Origin of the sequence: Streptomyces sulfonofaciens, assembly GCF_014656295.1 — a bacterium.
Lineage (GTDB): Bacteria > Actinomycetota > Actinomycetes > Streptomycetales > Streptomycetaceae > Streptomyces > Streptomyces sulfonofaciens.
Genome location: NZ_BNCD01000010.1, coordinates 209586 through 228540, shown reverse-complemented (window position 1 = coordinate 228540; position 18955 = coordinate 209586). Strand labels below are relative to the sequence as shown.

The 18955-nt window shown below is 68.5% G+C and carries 11 protein-coding genes, 1 tRNA gene and 3 pseudogenes; 11 read left to right on the top strand and 4 right to left on the bottom strand.

What is annotated here, in order from left to right; all coding sequences use genetic code 11:
* Positions 1 to 568: hypothetical protein (locus tag IE313_RS18250; protein ID WP_189933443.1), on the bottom strand; the 568-nt coding region annotated here is incomplete at its 3' end.
* Between the two features lie 815 nt (positions 569 to 1383).
* Between IE313_RS18250 and IE313_RS18245 the strand changes: the two genes are divergently transcribed.
* From IE313_RS18245 to IE313_RS18230, 4 genes are read left to right on the top strand one after another with little or no spacing between them, the layout of a single operon-like run.
* On the top strand, positions 1384 to 1824 hold the full coding sequence (locus IE313_RS18245; protein ID WP_189933575.1) for a hypothetical protein: 441 nt from the start codon (positions 1384 to 1386) through the stop codon (positions 1822 to 1824).
* The gene (locus IE313_RS18240) at positions 1811 to 2482 is read left to right on the top strand and encodes a hypothetical protein (RefSeq protein ID WP_189933441.1); all 672 of its coding nucleotides are present in this window, start codon (positions 1811 to 1813) and stop codon (positions 2480 to 2482) included. Before IE313_RS18245 ends, IE313_RS18240 begins: the two co-directional genes overlap by 14 nt.
* Positions 2483 to 2485: 3 nt before the next feature.
* Positions 2486 to 7468 carry a putative T7SS-secreted protein gene (locus tag IE313_RS18235; protein ID WP_189933439.1) on the top strand — a complete coding sequence of 1661 codons (4983 nt, stop codon included), beginning with the start codon at positions 2486 to 2488 and terminating at the stop codon, positions 7466 to 7468.
* Positions 7458 to 7922, top strand: a complete 465-nt coding sequence (locus IE313_RS18230) for a hypothetical protein (protein ID WP_189933437.1) — start codon at positions 7458 to 7460, stop codon at positions 7920 to 7922. Before IE313_RS18235 ends, IE313_RS18230 begins: the two co-directional genes overlap by 11 nt.
* 42 nt (positions 7923 to 7964) lie before the next feature.
* Here the strand turns inward: IE313_RS18230 and IE313_RS36625 are convergent.
* Together IE313_RS36625 and IE313_RS18225 are read right to left on the bottom strand one after the other, a co-directional pair.
* A pseudogene (locus IE313_RS36625) lies at positions 7965 to 8221 on the bottom strand (IS1380 family transposase); the annotation flags it as partial.
* A 1091-nt stretch (positions 8222 to 9312) separates the two neighbouring features.
* Positions 9313 to 10065, bottom strand: a complete 753-nt coding sequence (locus IE313_RS18225; protein ID WP_229924740.1) for a DUF4231 domain-containing protein — start codon at positions 10063 to 10065, stop codon at positions 9313 to 9315.
* Positions 10066 to 10565: 500 nt separating this feature from the next.
* Between IE313_RS18225 and IE313_RS18220 the strand changes: the two genes are divergently transcribed.
* Positions 10566 to 11447, top strand: a complete 882-nt coding sequence (locus IE313_RS18220) for a tyrosine-type recombinase/integrase (RefSeq protein ID WP_308439188.1) — start codon at positions 10566 to 10568, stop codon at positions 11445 to 11447.
* A gap of 572 nt (positions 11448 to 12019) precedes the next feature.
* Positions 12020 to 12763 (top strand): hypothetical protein, encoded by a 744-nt coding sequence (locus IE313_RS18215; RefSeq protein ID WP_189933433.1) that lies wholly within the window; start codon positions 12020 to 12022, stop codon positions 12761 to 12763.
* A 150-nt stretch (positions 12764 to 12913) separates the two neighbouring features.
* Here the strand turns inward: IE313_RS18215 and IE313_RS18210 are convergent.
* Positions 12914 to 12985, bottom strand: a tRNA-Arg gene (locus IE313_RS18210).
* Between the two features lie 240 nt (positions 12986 to 13225).
* Between IE313_RS18210 and IE313_RS35280 the strand changes: the two are divergent.
* The 5 genes and pseudogenes from IE313_RS35280 to IE313_RS18185 form a co-directional block, all read left to right on the top strand.
* Positions 13226 to 13597, top strand: a pseudogene (locus IE313_RS35280) (response regulator); the annotation flags it as partial.
* A 554-nt stretch (positions 13598 to 14151) separates the two neighbouring features.
* Positions 14152 to 14490 (top strand): annotated as a pseudogene (locus tag IE313_RS35275) (ArgS-related anticodon-binding protein NrtL); the annotation flags it as partial.
* Positions 14491 to 15939: a DALR anticodon-binding domain-containing protein gene (locus IE313_RS36430; RefSeq protein ID WP_444546252.1), complete on the top strand. Its 1449-nt coding sequence runs from the start codon at positions 14491 to 14493 to the stop codon at positions 15937 to 15939.
* A gap of 155 nt (positions 15940 to 16094) precedes the next feature.
* Positions 16095 to 17513 carry a diaminopimelate decarboxylase gene (gene lysA / locus IE313_RS18190; protein WP_189933430.1) on the top strand — a complete coding sequence of 473 codons (1419 nt, stop codon included), beginning with the start codon at positions 16095 to 16097 and terminating at the stop codon, positions 17511 to 17513.
* 125 nt (positions 17514 to 17638) lie between these two features.
* Complete coding sequence (locus tag IE313_RS18185) at positions 17639 to 18949, top strand: homoserine dehydrogenase (RefSeq protein WP_189933428.1); 1311 nt, start codon at positions 17639 to 17641, stop codon at positions 18947 to 18949.
* Positions 18950 to 18955: the final 6 nt, after the last annotated feature.

Sequence of the window (18955 nt, the reverse complement as noted above, 5' to 3'; positions counted from 1 at the left end):
CGGCTGTGGCCAGTCCGGCGAGGCCGGCTCCCAGTCTGGCGAGCCCTATCAGTAGGTCTCCCGCGTTCAGGCCTGGCGTTTCTTGCTTTGGCCATGATCCTGGTGGGGCGTCTCGGGCCGTTTTGATCATTTGCTCGATGGGGATGCCGAACAGTTGCGGTTGCATCTGCTGTGCCCCGGCCTGCTGTCCGGTGGGGGAGGCGCCGGCTGTGGCCAGTCCGGCGAGGCCGGCTCCCAGTCTGGCGAGCCCTATCAGTAGGTCTCCCGCGTTCAGGCCTGGCGATTCCTGCTTTGGCCCCGATCCTGGTGGGGCGTCTCGGGCCATTTTGATCATCTGCTCGATGGGGATCCCGAACAGTTGCGGTTGCATCTGCTGTGCCGCGGCCTGCTGTCCGGTGGGCAAGACGCTCGCGAGTGCGGCGATGTACGGCAGCGCCTTCAGGATGTCGGCATGCTGCGGTTGGCCGGCCTCGAACTGGGGAGTCTGGGGCTGGGGGTAGGGCTGCTGGGCCTGCGATGCGCCCTGCCCCGCGCCGGGACCGGTCTGCGGAGGCGTGTAGACGGACAAGACTCCTCCCGGGGAGTGGGAACGTGCCCTCGAAGCCAGGCGAACAGAAGCACTGTCGGGCATTTAGCACATTAAGAGCATGTGGACTGACTGGCTGCAACCGGAACACAGCCCTCTGGGTGTGCTGGGACCCATCCGCACGTCCTGGACCGGGCGCCGATCACCCCCGCCCTCGCGGCGCCGACCCACCGGCCCGCCGAGGCCGGTGCGCGCAGCCTGGTCCCCGTGGCGTTGACCCACCGGTTCGCTCGGGCCGGGGCGCGCCCACTGGCTCCTGCGGCGCTGACGCACAGGCCCGCCCAGGCCGGTGCGCGCACCACCGAATCTGTGCGCACCACCCAATCTGCGCGGGCACCGCACCGGACGGCGCCTGCGAGAGACCCCGCCAACCCGAGTGGTGGCCAACCCGCCGGGCCGCCAACCCGCCACCCCGAGTGGCCGTCTGCCGGATGCGGCTGCTGTCCGGCCCGGCCCCCCGTCCTCGGCCCGCTGCCCGCCCTCGACGGCGGTTGCCCGGGTCGGGGCGATGGGAGCCGAGTGGGCCGGGTGGCCCGCGCCCGGACGACCGGGGCCGGTGGTAGGCAGCCGCCGTACGGCGTGGACCGCTTGCTGTGCCAGTCGTTCTCTGCCCGGTCCCGCCGAGTCGGGGCGGGGCACTACTGCTCTCGCGAGGAACGCGCACGCCGGCATGCGCCCAGACCCGTGTCTCCCAGCACCGGGACCTCGGGTGCGCTGGGGAACGGTCTGCCGGATGGTGACGTCTCCGTTTATGGTGTCGTGAGCCGGCCGGTTGTTGTTCGCAGCGAGGGGGATGCCTGGTGAGCTCGGGGGCGGGCGCGGGGCTTGTGGAGCGGATAGCCGAGCGGCGTGCCGGATTGGGCGACCCGGCGGAACTGCTGGCCGCGGTGCGTCGGACGGTGCTGCTGGTGCCGCTGGAGGGCGGCGGGCTGTGGACGGCGCGGTGGGGCGGGGTGCGGTGGGTGTGTGCGTTCACGGACGAGGCGGCGCTGGCCCGGTTCGCGTTGCGCCACGGGTCGGGGGACGAGTCGTGGGAGTTCGCGGCGCTGCTGGGTGAGCGGTTGCTGGATGAGATCGTGCCGGCCATGGGTGAGGCGGCCGGTCTCGTGGTGGATGTGGCCACCCCGGACGGGGCGATGGTCTTCCCGCCGGTAGCCGGCGTCGTGCCCGATGAGGCGGCCGTGGACGCGGGAGAGGGTGGCATCGGGCAGGAGGGGGGCGGCCATGGGCAGTGGTGACGGGATGGATCTGCACTTCGACAAGGCCAGCGTGGGGAAGATCACGCAGGGCTTGCGTGCCGCTGTCGGGGAGCTCGGTGAGATCGGTGACGGTACCGGTTCGCTGATGGGCAAGGGGTTCTCCGAGCTGGCGATGACCGGTATGGAGGCCGGCGACCACGATCTCTCGGTGGATTTCGAGGACTTCTGCGAGCGGTGGGACTGGGGCGTGCGCTCGCTGATCCACGATGCCAGCGAGATCGCCGAGCGGTTGGGGTTGGCGGCGGGCACGCAGTGGGCGGAGGACCAGTACGTCCAGGGCTCGCTGAAGGTGATCACGAATTCGCTGGCGGGTGGGAACCCGTATGCGTCGGAGGAGGACATCGAGAAGCAGTCCTGGGGGGATGTGTTCACCCCGGACTCGCTGCACCCCGACTACAGCGCCGAGTCCTGGAAGAATGCCGGTCACGAGATGGCGCAGACGTGGAAGGACACCGGCCGTTCCCTGCTGACCGAGGGGCAGGGTGGGAGGATCTCCGACATCGGCAACCAGATCGCCGGTGTCGACGACCAGGAGTTCGACCGCGATCTGGATCGCGTCTTCGGCCCGTCACCGGACGAACGTGCCGCCCAGCAGCAGAATGAGCAGCAGGGCCAGGGGCGGGACGGGGGTAAGTGAGCTGTGGGTATCGGTGATTTCATTCCCGACCCGATCGAGCACGCCGTCGAGAAGGGCACGGAGTGGGTCGGTGACCGCGTCGAGGACGCAGGTGACTGGACGGCTGATCGGCTGGACGACCTCGGCTGGGACTCCGGTGCGGACTGGGTGCGTGAGCAGTCGCGTTCGGTGGCCAACCGGATGGGTGCCCAGGTCGACGAGATGGACCTCGGGCAGACCGACGACAAGACCGAACTCATCTACGGCAGCCCCGGCAAGCTTCGCTCGACCGCAGGTCACTTGCACACCTTGCAGAAGTCCTTCGACGATGTGGGCGACGGGCTGAAGGGCCTCAACTCCGAGCGCCTGAAGGGTGAGGCGGCCGAGGCGTTCCGCAAGAGCGTGCATATCCAGCCGCCGAAGTGGTTCACCGGCGCCGACGCCTTCGACGAGGCCGCCAAGGCTTTGGAGGCGTTCGCGGAGACGGTTTCCTGGGCGCAGGGGCAGGCGCAGACGGCGATCGACAAGTGGAAGGCCGGAACCAAGGCATCCCAGGACGCCGCCGACGCGCACAAGAAGAAGGTCGACGACTACAACAAGGCCGTCGACCGCTACAACGCCCAGCCTTCCGACAAGCGCGACCCCTCGTCCCTGCCGCCGAAGCCGGCGGGCAGTTTCGACGATCCGGGCAAGAAGCTGATGCAGGACGCGCAGGACATCCTGTCCGAGGCCCGCAAACAGCGGAACACGGCAGCCGGTGCCGCAGCGGCCAAGATCCGCGCGGCTCGTGACAAGGCCCCGCCCAAGCCGTCGTACACGGACCAGCTCAAGTCCGGCCTCGACGAAGTGCCGCTGATGATCGACCACTTCGAGGGGGGCCTGCTCAAGGGCACCGCGGGGTTGAACAACTTCGTGCGCGGCATCAACCCGCTCGACCCGTACAACATCACCCACCCCGCCGAGTACGTCACCAATCTCGACAGCCTCGCCGCCGGCCTGGTCACCGTCGCCAACGACCCCTGGGGCGCCGGCAAGCAGATGGTGACCGACTTCATGAAAGACCCCGCCGAGGGCCTCGGGCGGCTGGTCCCGGACATCGCGCTGACCATCGCCACCGACGGCGCAGGAGCCGGCGTCAAAGCCGCACGCACCGCCGACGAACTCGCCGACACCGCCGCAGCCGCCCGCCGAGCGCGAGGGCTGCATAGCCGTGAGAGCAAGGTGTGCCGGGGCACGGACCCCATTGATCTGGCCACAGGGCGGATGTTCCTGCCGCAGACGGATGTGACGCTGCCGGGAGCGTTGCCGTTGGTGTTCCGGCGGCGGGTGGACTCGGGGTACCGGCTTGGGCGGTGGTTCGGGCCCTCCTGGTCCAGCACCGTCGATCAGCGACTGGAGGTCGACGACGAGGGGATCGTCTTCGTCCACGAGGACGGACTGCTGCTGGCCTACCCGCACCCCGCGAGGCCCGGTGAGCCCGTCCTGCCGAGCCACGGCCCCCGCTGGCCTCTCCTGCGGGCTGACGACGGCGCTGGATACGTCATCCGCGACCCCGCCGCGGGATCGGTCTGGCACTTCGCCGACGAGGTCGCACACGACCACGGGGAAGACGATGAGGGCGGGTACAGCGGCGGGGCACGCATCTCGGTCCTCGAACAGGTCGACGACCGCAACGGCAACTGGATCTCCTTCGCCTACGACCCTGACACCGGTGCACCCACCGGCATCACCCACAGCGGTGGCTACCACCTCGTACTCGAGGCGACCGGGCAGGGCCCCGGCACACGCATCACCGCACTGCGCCTGGCGGGCGCGGACCCCGCCGGAGGGGACCAGGAACTCCTCCGCTACGGCTATGACGGGCACGGCAACCTGGCCGACGTCACCAACTCCTGCGGCCGTCCGATGACCTTCACGTACGACGAGGAGCGTCGGGTCACGTCCTGGACGGACACCAACGCCCGTTCGTACACCTACGAGTACGACCCCCAGGGCCGCTGCGTCGCCGAAGGCGGCGAAGCAGGCCACATGACCCTGCGCCTCGCCTATGAGACGGACCTGGAAACCGGTCTGCACGTCACCACGACCGCCACCCCCGATGGCTGTACCCGCCGCTTCTTCATCAACAGCGACTGCCAGGTCATCGCCGAATCGGACACCCTCGGCAACGTCACCCATTACCACTACGACCGCCATCATCGCCTGCTCTCCCAGACCGACCCCCTCGGCCACACCACTGCGTTCCACTACGACCCGGCGGGCAACCTGACAAGGGTGGTACGGCCCGACGGGCGGGAGTCACGAGCGGAGTACGCGCTGCTGGAGGCGGATCACTCGGAGACGGACGGGCAGGTCGGGATCGGGGACGCCGACTCCGCCATGCCTGCTGGGCATCTGATGCCGGCTGCCCTGCCAGTACGTGTCAGCGGCCCGGACGGCTTGACCTGGCACCAGACCTACGACACCCGTGGCAACCGCACCACCCTCACCGACCCCACCGGCGCCACCACGACCTACTCCTACGACGAAGCCGGCCACCTCACGTCCGTCACCGACGCCATGGGGCACCGCACCGACATCCGTTGCAACCGCGCGGGCCTCCCCCTGGAGATACGTGACCCGCTCGGCACCGTGACCCGCTACGAACACGATGCCTTCGGACGCCTGATCACGCTCACTGATCCGCTGGGGGCGGTCACCCGCCTGGAATGGACGGTGGAGGGGTACCTCGCGCGCCGCACCGGGCCGGACGGCGCCGTGGAGGCGTGGACCTACGACGGCGAAGGCAACTGCACCAGCCACACCGACCCCGTCGGGGGCACCACCCTCTTCGAGTTCACCCACTTCGACCTCCTCACCGCGCGCACCGACCCCAGCGGCGCGCGCCACGAGTTCTCTCACAACACCCGGTTGCTTCTCACTCGCGTGACCAACCCGCAGGGCCTGACCTGGGACTACGAGCACGACTCGGAAGGCCGCCTCACGGCCGAGACCGACTTCGACGGTCGCAGGCTCACCTACACTCACGACCAGGTCGGCCGCCTCGCCTCCCGCACCAATACCCTCGGGGAGACCATCACCTTCGAGCACGACGCGCTGGGGCGGGTCACCCGCAAGGACGCGGCAGGCGGAGTCACCACCTACACCTATGACTTCACCGACCAACTGGCCCAGGCCACCGGTCCCGACGGCACCACCATGACACTCCTGCGCGACCAGTACGGACGCGTGCAGTCGGAGACGGTCGACGGGCGCGTCCTCGCGTACGGCTACGACGCCCTCGGCCGCCGCACCCGCCGCACCACGCCTTCGGGCGTCGAGTCCGCCTGGGCCTATGACGCCGCGGGCCGACCGGCGACCCTCACCACCGCGGGCCGTACGCTCACCTTCGACCGCGACGCTGCGGGCCGCGAACTCGCCCGGCACCTCGGACAGGGCGCCGCCGGCCCGGGGGTCACTCTGGCGCATACATTCGACCAACTCGGCCGGCTCACCTCACAGTCCCTGTACCAGAGGCCGTCCGAAGCCCGCGGCGGCCGGGCCGTGGCGCACCGAACGTACACCTATCGCGCCGACGGCAGCCTGACCGGAATCGAGGACACCCGCACCGGCACGCGTCGCTTCGAGCTGGACCGGGCAGGTCGCGTCACTGCGGTACACGCGGCGAACTGGTCGGAGCGGTACGCCTACGACGAGATGGGCAACCAGACCGAGGCGAGCTGGCCCGAGAGCCATCCCGGCAGGGAGGCACGCGGCTCCCGCGCCTACACCGGCACCCGTGTCACCCGCGCGGGCGATGTGCACTACACACACGACGCCGCCGGCCGCATCACCCTGCGCCGCAAGGCCCGCCTTTCGCGGAAGCCCGACATCTGGCGCTACACCTGGGACGCAGAAAACCGTCTGACGGGGCTGGTGACCCCGGACGGCAGTCGCTGGCGCTACACCTACGACCCCCTCGGCCGTCGCACCGCGAAACAACGTCTGGCAGGGGACGGCGAAACGGTCATCGAACAGACCACGTTCACGTGGGACGGCACAACCCTGTGTGAACAGGTCACGACCGGCGACGCGCAACCGCACCCGGTCACCCTGACCTGGGAGCACAACGGCCTGCATCCGCTGACCCAAACGGAACGGATCATCCCGAGTGCGGCCGGGGCGGAACTCGCCGGGGTTTCGCCCGCGTCTTCGTCATCCCTCTCGATGCTGACCACGCTGACGTCGGCAACACCCGAAGAGGACCGGCCGGCGGACGTCACGTCCGATGACGAGATAGCCTCCCGCTTCTTCGCCGTCATCACGGACCTGGTCGGGACCCCCACCGAACTCATCGACGACCAGGGCACGGTCGCCTGGCGCACCCGCACCACGCTGTGGGGCACCACGACATGGAACAGATCCGCAATCACGTACACCCCGCTACGCTTCCCAGGTCAGTACTACGATCCCGAATCGGGGCTCCACTACAACTTCTTCCGGCACTACGACCCGGAAGTCGCCCGGTACGTCACCCCTGACCCCCTTGGTCTCGGCCCCGCGCCTAATCCGGTGACGTATATCCACAACCCCCTCCAGTGGACGGATTCGCTCGGTCTCGGATCCGACTACAACCCCGAGTTCGACACACGGCGGGAGGCCTTCAACCACGCCAAGGACATGGCGGGCGTTCCACACTCAGCCCAACCCACCCGGCAATGGGAGATCGGCGGGGACCCCACCCAGGCGCACCGGCCCAACTACGTGTACCGGCCCTACGACCCGAACGCCGACCCGACGAGGGACCCACGGGCCGGCTGGGGCCGCTACTACCAGTACGACACACCGAACGGCACCAGGGTCATCGCCGAACACACCGCTGACCCCTTGGCGCCGCACCCGCACTTCCACGCGGGCAAGCCCCCGGCAGGCGCTCCCGGGGACATCAACATGCAGGGCAAGACCTACAAGCAGATCATGCCGAAGCACCACCTCTACTACCCACAGAAAAGTTGTTATGGAGAGTAAGTCGCAGCAGAAGCTGAGGGAGCGCCGGGAGAAAGCCGCCCTGCAACGCATCGAACACAGCCTCGGTAACCTGCTTACTGGAGACTCCCTGCAATCCGACGCACTTCCCGAGTGGGTCGGAGAGGCCATCACCCGGTCGTGGGACATTTTCACGGAGCCGTCCGAGAAACTTCGCGACGATGCCGCACCGGAGGAACTCGACGCCTGGATCGAGGGCCTTTTGTCAGAACACGCCGTGACCGGACGCGTATATGTGGCAAGCCACCTCGGAATCGTTCCCTGGTTGGAGTGCCGCATTCCGCCACAGGGGTGGATGGCGACCGTGCGCGAAGCAATCGAGGAGCCCTGGCAGTTTCTTTCACTTTCACTGGACACCATGATCATCGTGACCGAGGCCGAGTACTACTTCGAGGCGCATGTGATGGGCGGGGCTCCTGGCCTCGATCCTGAATGAAAGCCCCTCACTCTGCTGACGACCCCGTCTCTGCTGGTGCAGAGCGGCATCGTGCAGGTGAAGGTTGCGCAGGCCGGCGCCGCGCGCGCCACCGATGCGGTCTTCGGCGCGGGCCCCGGCGGTGGGGTGGCTCCAGCGCCGCGGTCGGGACGTTCTTGGTGCCGGCGGTGCAGCATGTCAGGCGCACGCCCTTGGCGTCGGTCAAGCGGAGTCGGGTGCCGGGGTGCGGGGCCTCCCCTGCGGCCTCCCTTGCGGACGATCAGCCGCAAGCCCGTGGGCCGGCCCTTGAGACAGCCACCGGCCGCGCCGGGCGAGCCAGGTCACGAACTCGCGGGAAGAGGCCAGGGCGGATGCCCTGCCACTCGACAGGGTTGACTCGCCCCTTGCGGGCCGCCCGTACGACCTGCGGCATGCCCTGCATCACCCGGTGCCCATCGGCGAAGTGGCTCGACGGGTCGGCAACTCGCCAGGGGTGATCCACCGCCGATATCACGGCTGCATCGACGGCCATGAAGGGGCTGCGAGCGAGAAGATCACGTGCTTCCTGGAAGAGGAGGGAGACGGGTCCTGAGAGTGGGTCGCGTATGCGTCGCGAACAGTGCACCTGAATGAGAACGAGTGGGAGTCGGTAAGACTGACTCCCACTCGTGCAAGTCGGCATCCGCCCTGGTCACGTACCAGTTTCGGTAGGTGCTTAGGCGAGTGCCCCCGGCAGGATGCGAACCTGCGCGCTGCAACACCGGGGTGTTGCAGCCTCGGTGACGCAGACAGTCCGGACAGCAGGTTCAAGAGCTGTCCGGTCTGTCCGTGCAGATGACGGACTTAACGGGACAGCCGGACAGTGGGACGCACACCACGCGGGCGCTGGAACGGGAGCGCTTTGCACTCTGCGAGGAGCACAGCCCTATCATGGGGGCTACGCGAGATTGGCTGCCGCACTTGAGGTCAGTCGTAGTACTGGGACAGTTGGCACACGACCGCTCAGTCTCTGTCTTCCTCGTTCTGGGGCCCCCAGTCCGTCACGCTTATACCCGCTTGTAAGAGAAAGTGCTCGCTGATGCCAAGTTGTTGGAAGGGGGAGCGTCCATGCCGCCTCAGCCAGGAGCAGCGGCGATCCTTTTCCTCTTGCGGGAGCGAGGACCAGTCGTCAAATTTGAGCCCCGGATTTTCGCTGACGGCTAGGAAGCTTCGTGCGATGGCATAGTTGGCTTCGGTGGGATTGCGTCTGAGTCGTACGAGAATCCAAGCTGTTTCTATAGTCATTCCTCCTCTCTGGTGTTTCAGGAACCGGCATGCGCGCCACTGTGTAACCGGAGACAGGAGCCAGCGTTTTGTGGAGAGCTGCATAATTCGCCCCTCATGTTGGTGGCGGTGTCGGCGTGGGCGTTGCCTAGACGGTTCCGTCTCTACCTTCGTGAGGTTGGTCGAGCTGCTGCTCTCGCTTGCGCTGTTCGACGCGCAGGGCTTCAACTTCCTTGGTCAACTTGGCGAGATTATCGTTTTCTTCACCAATATACGGAGGAATCCCGAGTTCGAATGCGGTGGCGTGCTGCTCAATGGCATCAGCGGTTTGCTGCAGATAGAAGCTTCGTTCCCGGTACTTGAAGTATCCGGTGAATCCAGCCGACACGCCGACGGCGAAGCTGAGGCTCACGGTTACCCACTTCAGGTAGGACGGGGTGTCAGCGATGCTGGCTGCTGTTGTGGTACCTAGAGAGCCGATAATAATGACGGACTGAAACGCATTGTGAATGCGTCGGTAGTGCTGGGCCTCGGAGCGTAGCTGATCGAGTTCCCGGGGAAGTGAGTCTTTGTAGCTGAACTGTCGCTGATCAACCGGGAAGTCCAGTTGCTTCGCCTGCAAAATTCTGCGCTCTTCGGCTATCTCTAGCTCTAGCTCAAGCTGTCGGACGGACTTGCGCTCCAAGCGATTGTTCTCCCTGATGGCTTGGACGATGAAGGAAATTCCGCAAGCGATGGTCAAGGGAATCGCGATCCGGTTTACCTTCCCAATGTCGACGGTCCGCCATGTGGCTACTGTCGCAACATAGATCGCGAGGATACTGAATACGGTTACAAGCCCACTGCCGTACAGACCTCGGAGCTGTATCTTCCGCGTCCGGATTTTATCCTGCAGCTCCAAGATGGCCGACTTGTGTTCTAGGAGTTGCTCCGTAGGGCCGCTTGTGGATGCGCCAGCAGGTGCCATTCTTGCCCCCACCCCCTGTGGTCACTGATGCACCGCGAGGATGGTACAAGCTCCATGGCGTGCCCTAGTCTGTCAATCGAAAGATCAATGGCGTGGCGTTGTGAATTGACCGAACCGGCGCCGTATTGACGCCGGCTCCGGTTGGTGCATGCTGGATACGCTTCTTGCCGAAGGGGTTTTAATCAGCCGTGGATCACCCCTCGAAAAACTGTTCGAGTGCCTTCAATGGAATCACCTCTGACTTCAGGAAAAGGTCACCCAACGGGTTGACTATCGCCATAGGATCTTCGGCACTGTGGCTCAATCTCAGCGGCTGAGGTCGCGGCGCGTGCGCGCACTGCAGCACACGGATCCTCGGCCGGGAAGAGCGCTACCCGGACACTTTGTCCGGCACGACTCGGGGAACCTGCTCCACCCTTGTCTGTAGCAGTCCCGTGTTCGAGGATGTGCTGTACCGCCTCGGGTACAAGCTGGACGGCACCCCGGCGGCGGGCGACACGTACAAGCGGCGGCGAGGCGCCCTGAACACTGCTCTCGAACACGCCGTGGTCACGGGGGAACTCCCGGAGAATCCACTCCAGCGCGCCCGACGGAAATACGTCGGCTCCAACGATGTGGTGGACCGCCGCGTCCTCGTGAACGCCGTACAGGCCCGGCAGTTGCTCACGGCCGTCTCCTACGTCGGATCGTGGGACCGCTGCCGTGGGCGGCGCCTGGCAGCCTTCTACGCGGTTCTGTACTACGCGGGACTGCGGCCCGCTGAGACGGTCGGGCTGAGGCGCTCTGACTGCCACCTGTCGGAGACGGGTTGGGGCATGCTCACGCTGCGGGAGACACGCCCCGTCTCGGGCAAGCAATGGACCGACTCGGGGGAGCGGCACGACCGCCGCGGCTTGAAGGCGCGGGAGGCGACCAGCGACCGCCCTGTACCCATCCCGCCCGTCTTGGTCGCCATCCTCCGGGCCCACCTGAAGGAGTTCGGGACCGCCAAGGAAGGGCGCATGTTCGGTAACGAACGCGGGGGAGTGGTGGGCTCTTCCACCTACTGGCGGGTATGGGAGGAGGCGCCGGAGTACGCGCTTACGCCGGATCGTGTCGAGTCGCCGTTGGCCGGGCGCCCGTACGACTTGCGGCAGGCGTGTATCACGCGATGGCTCAATGCAGGAGTTCCCATCGCTGAGGTGGCCCGCCGCGCCGGCACATTTCCAGAGGTCATCGACCGCCACTACGCAGGCTGCCTCGACAACAGCGAGGAGGAGAACAACAAGAAGATCGAAAAGGCGATGGGTTGGAGCGAGAGCGACTCTCGGAGGTGAGCTTGAAGGCGGGCGTCGGACGTATGCGTCCCACGCCCCGCCGTCGGCACCTCAGAGCCTCACGAGAAGCACGTCTTACTCAGTCAAGAACTTCCTCAGGGTGAACCCCAGGGTGGCTACGCCGATGAAGGTGGCACCCCCTGCCCCAAGCGCGGCGTACGCAGGCGCTCCCACCGTCCAGAGGGCGGCGGTGCTCAGCATTGCGGTCATGAGTGCACCGAGCACGATGACTGCCGCCCAGAGGCCTCGGAGCGATGATTCGTGGTTGGACAACCTGTATCAATCCCCTCATCAGTGGAATCGCGGCAGCATCCAGGTGGGCCGCTCGACGATCTCCGGCTTGACTGAGGCGATGTTGGCAGGGAGAAAACAGCAGGTCAAAAGGGGTGTTTGTTGTTTGTGAAGGAGGAACTTGCCATCAGTGGCGGAGTCATCTTCTCTTCTACTGTGGAGGTCTGCGCTCTTGCTGTAGTCTCTCGACTCCTGTGACGGGATCTAAAGGAAGCTCCGATCACCCCCGTGTACCCCTGTAAGCCCCATATCCCTGTTTCTCCTGCAGGAAGGTAAAAGTCGTGCCGCTTGATGGACGTCAGTGCGAGGCGCTCGGCTACCTGCGGGGGGTAGCGGACAAGGCGAAGAGGCGGGGCCATATCCCGTTCCCGCCGGCGTTCGTCATCGCATCTGAGGACGACGACACGCCTCCGCCGCTTGCTCGGCTCATCCAGGGCGGGCGCGGGGGCATGGTGCGCCTCCGGCTTTACATGTGCATCACCATGATGGCCACGAAAGAGCCCTTTGACCTGCGGAGACCACCGGGCCCGAACGGCTGGACGCAGATGCTGGCACTCGACTCAAAGACGGGACCGAGGCGAGTTGCCAGCAACTTGAAGTGGCTCGAAGAGAACAAGTTCATCGAGCTCCAGCCGCAGTGGGGGCGGCCCTCAGCGATCACGCTGCTGAGTGCCGCCGGTGATGGAGGGGTGTACACGCAGCCAAGGGAGGAAGGCCGCTACGTCGGCATGCCGGTTGAGTTCTGGACGCGCGGTTGGCTCCTCCAGTTGTCGCCGACGGCAACGGCTCTTCTGTTTGCCCTAAGAGAAGCCCTCGGAGGGCACTCGGAGCCGCGATACATCCACACGGCGAGGCGTCAGCGATACGGCCTGTCCTCGGACACGTGGACCAAGGGACGCAAGGAGCTTGAGGCGCAGGGGCTGTTGACCGTCAAGCGCGAGCCGCAGGGTGACTTCTATGACTTCACGCGGCTGAGGAACGCCTATCAGCTCACCTTGGAGCGGCTGGACGAGGCGCCCTCCTAGTCCTGACGTGGCGGCGATTGCCTCTATCGCAGGTCTGTCGCGACCAGCGCGAAACAACGACAAAGAGCGGGACCCAGTGAGACTGGTTCCCGCTCTCTCGTGCTGGCATCCGCCCTGGTCAGCGCTTGTTTTCTGCTGATCCTCGACGAGTGCCCCCGGCAGGATTCGAACCTGCGCACACGGCTCCGGAGGCCGTTGCTCTATCCCCTGAGCTACGGGGGCGTGTCTCGCGCTGTTGCGCTCTGACGGGTAGAACCCTATCAGCTTGTCCGGGGTGGTCATGAACGGGTTTTGCCGGGTGCGGTGCCGGGGCTGCCGGGCGTGTTGCGTCCGGGCGGCCGGTCCGGGCGGCGGGGGCTTCCCAGGGGTGGCAGGCCCGGTGCGGAGGGGCTCGGTCCCCCGGAGGGGGTGGAAGTGGGGAAAACCCGGACGCGGCGCCCCCGGTCCGCCTAGGCTCGACTTGTGCCTGGGGCTACTGGGCGGGTGCTTGTTGTGGACGACAACAAGGTCATCCGGCAACTGATCAGGGTCAACCTCGAACTGGAGGGTTTCGAGGTCGTGACCGCGGCCGACGGTGCCGAGTGCCTTGACGTCGTGCACCAGGTGCAGCCCGATGTGATCACCCTCGACGTGGTCATGCCCCGGCTCGACGGTGTGCGTACCGCAGCGCTGCTCCGGTCGGACCCCCGTACCCGCTCCCTGCCCGTCGTCATAGTCAGCGGCTGTACGCCACAGGAGGCGGGGGTCGGTCCCGCTTCCGGTATCGATGCGTTCGTCGCCAAGCCGTTCGAGCCCGCGGAGCTGGTGCGGACCGTTCGGCTACTGCTTGAGCGGGACGCCGCCGTGGCGATCGGGCCCCGTACCGATCTCTCCGATCATCTCGCCGAGCACGGTGATCCCGGGGAGCGCGTGGACCACTGCGAGCGTTCCGACCTCGGTGATCGTTCGGAGTGTGGCGGTGCCGCTGATCCCGGCCGTCCCGAACTCGGTGGTGAGGTCGGTGATCCTGGTGGACGCCCCGGCGACATCGCCGGGCGCCCGCGTGGTTTCACCGGTCGCTCTGGGGACGGCAGCGGTCCGCGCGGGCTCGGCGATCAGCTCCGTCCCGACGGGTCGGCCGATCTTCCCGGCCAGGGCGGACCCGTCGGCCGTACGGGCCTGGGCGGAGGGCGGTCCGACCTCGGTGGCGGCGCCGAGGAGACCGAGCGTGCCGGCTGGGGCCGCGGGTTTTAGGACCGCCCCAGGAGTCCGCCGGGCCACGCCACGCACAAGGACGGGCCAATGCCGGGCTACGGTCCGGGTACCGCGTGGCCAACGGTCGGCTCGGCCCTTTCCACCATCCGAAACCAACTCGCATCCCCACCCCCTGCCTCCCATACGCTTGTCCCGTGACTCCCGTAGAGCTCTCCCGCACCGTGCTGCACGCGGTGCGCCGTGCCGTGGACGAGGGGGAGCTGAGTGTCGCCGTACCGGTGCGGGCCGTGGTCGAGCGGCCCCGGCCCGGCGGGTGCGGGGACTACGCCACCGGGATCGCCCTGCAACTCGCACGCCCCGCCGGACGGCCGCCGCGGCAGGTCGCGGAGGTGCTGCGGCAGCGGTTGCTGACCGTTCCCGGCGTGGCCGGAATCGAGATCACCGGGCCCGGGTTCCTCAACATCACCCTGGCCGACGCGGAGCTCTCCGGTCTGGTGCGGGACATCCTGCGCAGTGGCCCGGCCTACGGGCACGTGGCCCCCAAGGCATCCGGGCCGGCGGCGACCCCCACGGGCACCGGCGCCGGCCCCCACAGCCCCCGCAGCCCTCTGGGCCGCACGGACCACGCGGGCGGCGCGGTCCTCCGCCCCTCCCGCCCCGGTGGCTCCTCCTCCGGTTCCGGCGGCTCCACCGGTGAGGGGACCGTCGCCGCCCGCGGTGCCGTCCAGGACGCCCGCTTCCAGGACGTCCGCTTCCAGGACGGTCATCTCCCGGACGGTCATCTCCAGGACGGTCGAGCCCATGGGCCCGTGCGCCTCCAGGTCGCCCCCGGCATCCGCGCCGCCGTGGTCGCCGACGCCGTCGTACGGATCCTCCGCTCCCAGGGCGTCACGGCGCTGCTTTCCTACGAGTCGTCCTACGGGTCCTGCGGGTCGTACGGGTCGGATGAGTCGTACGGGTCGGATGAGTCATACGAGGCGCACGGGCCGGAAGGGCCCCGGCCCCCCGAGGGGTGCCTGTCCCCTCAGCGCGGCGAATCCTCCGGCGAACACGGCAGAGCCCCCGGGATCCGCGAGCGCGAGCGCCTCCAGCCCGGGGCCGACGCATTGCATGCGGGCGCCACAGCCAAAGCACCTGCCCCGGCAGACCCGGCATGGGCCGCCCTCGGCCTCACGCCGCACCCGGCACACCCCGCCGCCCCCTGCGACACGCCCCCCGCCGACCCCCGCGCACGCGCCGTCGAGCCGCAGCCCTCCGACCCCCGCGACCCCACGCCCCGCGCACGCGCCGCCGAGCCCCACGCCGTCGAGCCTCACACCGCCGCCACTGCCACCACCGCGACCGCCCCCGAGACCCCCGTCGAAGCCACGGCACCCCCCGTCCGTACCCACCCCGGCGAAGCCCCCGCACCCCTCATCCGTATCCACCCCGTCCCACCCCCCGCCGACCCGCTCCCGCTCGGCCGTGCCGCCGGGCGCTGGGCGCTGCTGCACCCCGCCGCCCATGACCGGCCCCGGATCACCGAGGACCACCTCGTGCAGCGCGAGAGCAATCCCCTCTTCCGGGTCCGCTACGCCCACTCCCGCACCCGCGCCCTGGTCCGCAACGCCGCCGACCTGGGCTTCGGCCCCGTCCCCGGCGACCTGGAGCTGCCCGTGGCGAGGGGCCCGCTCCCGGTGGGGCCGGGTAGGGGCCCGGTCCCGGGCACCGACCCGGCCGCCGACCTCCTCGCCGCCCTCTCCGACCATCCCCGTGTCCTCGCCGCCGCGGCGCGGGGCCCGGCGCCGGACCGCCTGGCACGGCATCTCGTGCGGATCGCCGACGCCTTCCTCGCGTACCAGGACGCCGTCCGGGTCCTGCCCGTCGGTGACGAGAAACCCACGGCCGCCCACCGCGCCCGGCTCGCCCTCGCCGAAGCCGCCGGGACGGTGCTGGCAGGCGGCCTCGACCTGCTCGGCATCGACGCACCCGACACCATCTGACCGCAGCCGTCACCGGCCGCCGCGACGGAGCGCGGCCGGTTCCCGGCGGAGCGCGGAGCGGACCGGGACCGCACAGCGGCCACCCGCAGAGCGCCCCAGGCCCCACCCGCAGAGCGACCAGGACCCACCCGCCCGCAGACCCGAGAGAGCGCACCATGAGCCGTTCCGCACATCCCGCCGGGCCCCGGCACGCCGATGTGCTGCCCGAGGGGCACCACGCCGCACCGCCCGCCGACCTCAACGACCTGGATCCCAAGGTCTGGTCCCGCACCGTGAGCCGCAATGCGGACGGTGTGCTGACCGTGGGCGGCGTGGACGTCGCCCGCCTCGCAGAGGAGTTCGGCACCCCGGCGTACTTCCTCGACGAGGACGACTTCCGGGCGCGGGTGCACGCCTGGCGGACCGCCTTCGGCCCCGACGCCGACGTCTTCTACGCGGGCAAGGCGTTCCTCTCCCGCGCCGTGGTCCGCTGGCTGTGCGAGGAGGGCCTGAACCTCGACGTCTGCTCCGCCGGCGAGCTGGCCACCGCCCTCGCCGCGGGCATGCCTCCGGAGCGCATAGCCCTGCACGGCAACAACAAGTCCGACGCCGAGATCGAGCGCGCCGTGGAGTCCGGGGTGGGGCGGATCGTGCTCGACTCGTTCCAGGAGATCGCCCGGGTTGCGCACACCGCGCGGCGGCTGGGCCGGCGGCAGCGCGTGCAGATCCGGGTGACCGTCGGTGTCGAGGCGCACACCCACGAGTTCATCGCCACCGCGCACGAGGACCAGAAGTTCGGCCTCGCGCTCGCCGGCAGCACCTCCCAGCCGGAGGCCGGGGGAGGGCCGGCCGCCGAGGCGGTGCGGCGCGTCCTGGCGCTCGACAGCCTGGAGCTCGCCGGGGTCCACTCCCACATCGGGTCGCAGATCTTCGACACCGCGGGCTTCGAGGTCGCCGCCCGGCGGGTGGTGTCGCTGCTGGCGCAGGTGCGCGACGAGCACGGGGTGGAGCTGCCCGAGGTCGACCTCGGCGGCGGCCTCGGCATCGCCTACACCTCGGACGACGATCCCCGCGAACCCCAGGAGATCGCCAAGGCGCTGGGCGAGATCGTCGAGCGGGAGTGCGAGGCCGCGGGCCTCAGCGTGCCGAGGATCTCCGTGGAGCCGGGCCGCGCCATCGTCGGCCCCACCACCTTCACGCTCTACGAGGTGGGCACCATCAAGCCGCTCGACGGGCTGCGCACCTATGTGTCGGTCGACGGGGGGATGTCCGACAACATCCGCACCGCGCTGTACGACGCCGAATACAGTGTCGTCCTGGCATCCCGCGCGTCCGACGCGGAGCCGATGCTGGTGCGTGTCGTCGGCAAGCACTGCGAGAGCGGTGACATCGTCGTGCGGGACGCCTTCCTGCCCGCCGACCTGGCACCCGGCGACCTGATCGCGGTGCCGGCCACGGGCGCCTACTGCCGCTCGATGGCGAGCAACTACAACCACGCGCTGCGCCCGCCCGTCGTCGCCGTCACCGGTGGTGCGGCACGGGTGATCGTCCGACGCGAAACGGAGGAAGATCTCTTGCGTCTCGATGTCGGCTAAAAGAAATCATTATCTCAGGATCCGGACGGGGGGCAGAAACTCCCGTCCGGTGCGTGAGACTGGAGTGTCCCTGGGGGTACCTCCCACGCCCTGAAGGCAGTGGGTGAGGATGAGAGCGAGGTCGGATGATGCGTACGCGTCCGCTGAAAGTGGCGCTGCTGGGCTGTGGGAACGTCGGCTCAGAGGTGGCGCGCATCATGACGACGCACGCCGACGACCTCGCCGCCCGGATAGGTGCCCCCCTGGAACTGGCCGGCGTCGCCGTGCGCAGGCCGTCCAGGGTCAGGGAGGGCGTCGACCCCGCGCTCATCACCACGGACGCCACCGCCCTCGTCAAACGCGGCGACATCGACGTCGTCGTCGAGGTGATCGGCGGCATCGAACCGGCCAGGACCCTGATCGCCACCGCCTTCGAGCACGGCGCCTCGGTGGTCTCCGCCAACAAGGCGCTGATCGCCCAGGACGGTCCCGCGCTGCACGCCGCCGCCGGCCGGCAGGGCCGCGACCTCTACTACGAGGCGGCGGTCGCGGGCGCGATCCCGCTGCTCAGGCCGCTGCGCGAGTCCCTCGCGGGTGATCACGTCAACCGGGTGGTCGGCATCGTCAACGGCACCACCAACTTCATCCTCGACAAGATGGACACCACCGGCGCCGGCTACCAGGAGGCCCTGGACGAGGCCACCGCGCTCGGCTACGCGGAGGCCGACCCGACCGCGGACGTCGAGGGCTTCGACGCCGCCGCGAAGGCCGCGATCCTCGCCGGGATCGCCTTCCACACGCGGGTGCGGCTCGACGACGTCTACCGCGAGGGCATGACCGAGGTCACCGCAGCGGACTTCGCCTCGGCGCGGGAGATGGCCTGCACCATCAAGCTGCTCGCGATCTGCGAGCGCGCCGCGGACGGCGGCTCGGTCACCGCCCGGGTGCACCCGGCGATGATTCCGCGCAGCCACCCGCTGGCCTCCGTACGGGAGGCGTACAACGCCGTCTTCGTCGAGTCGGAGGCGGCCGGACAACTGATGTTCTACGGGCCGGGAGCGGGCGGCGCGCCGACCGCCTCCGCGGTTCTCGGCGACCTCGTCGCGGTCTGCCGCAACCGCCTCGGCGAGGCCACGGGCCCGGGCGAGTCCGCGTACAGCATGCTGCCCGTGTCGCCGATGGGCGACGTCGTCACGCGCTACCACATCAGCCTCGACGTGGCCGACAAGCCGGGTGTGCTGGCGCAGGTCGCGACCGTTTTCGCCGAGCACGGCGTGTCCATCGACACGGTGCGCCAGCAGAGCCGGCAGGACGAGGGCGACAGGGCCTGTCAGGCGTCCCTCGTCGTCGTCACCCACCGCGCGTCCGACGCCGCCCTCACCGGGACGGTCGAGGCGTTGCGCACCCTCGACACCGTGCGTGGTGTCGCCAGCATGATGCGGGTTGAAGGAGAGTAACCAGCA

What these genes read in the sequence shown, in the direction of transcription:
- lysA (WP_189933430.1), top strand. Translation starts at nt 16,095, where the DNA reads ATGAGCCGTTCCGCACATCCCGCCGGGCCCCGGCACGCCGATGTGCTG.
- IE313_RS18185 (WP_189933428.1), top strand. Translation starts at nt 17,639, where the DNA reads ATGATGCGTACGCGTCCGCTGAAAGTGGCGCTGCTGGGCTGTGGGAAC.
- IE313_RS18240 (WP_189933441.1), top strand. Translation starts at nt 1,811, where the DNA reads ATGGGCAGTGGTGACGGGATGGATCTGCACTTCGACAAGGCCAGCGTG.
- IE313_RS18230 (WP_189933437.1), top strand. Translation starts at nt 7,458, where the DNA reads ATGGAGAGTAAGTCGCAGCAGAAGCTGAGGGAGCGCCGGGAGAAAGCC.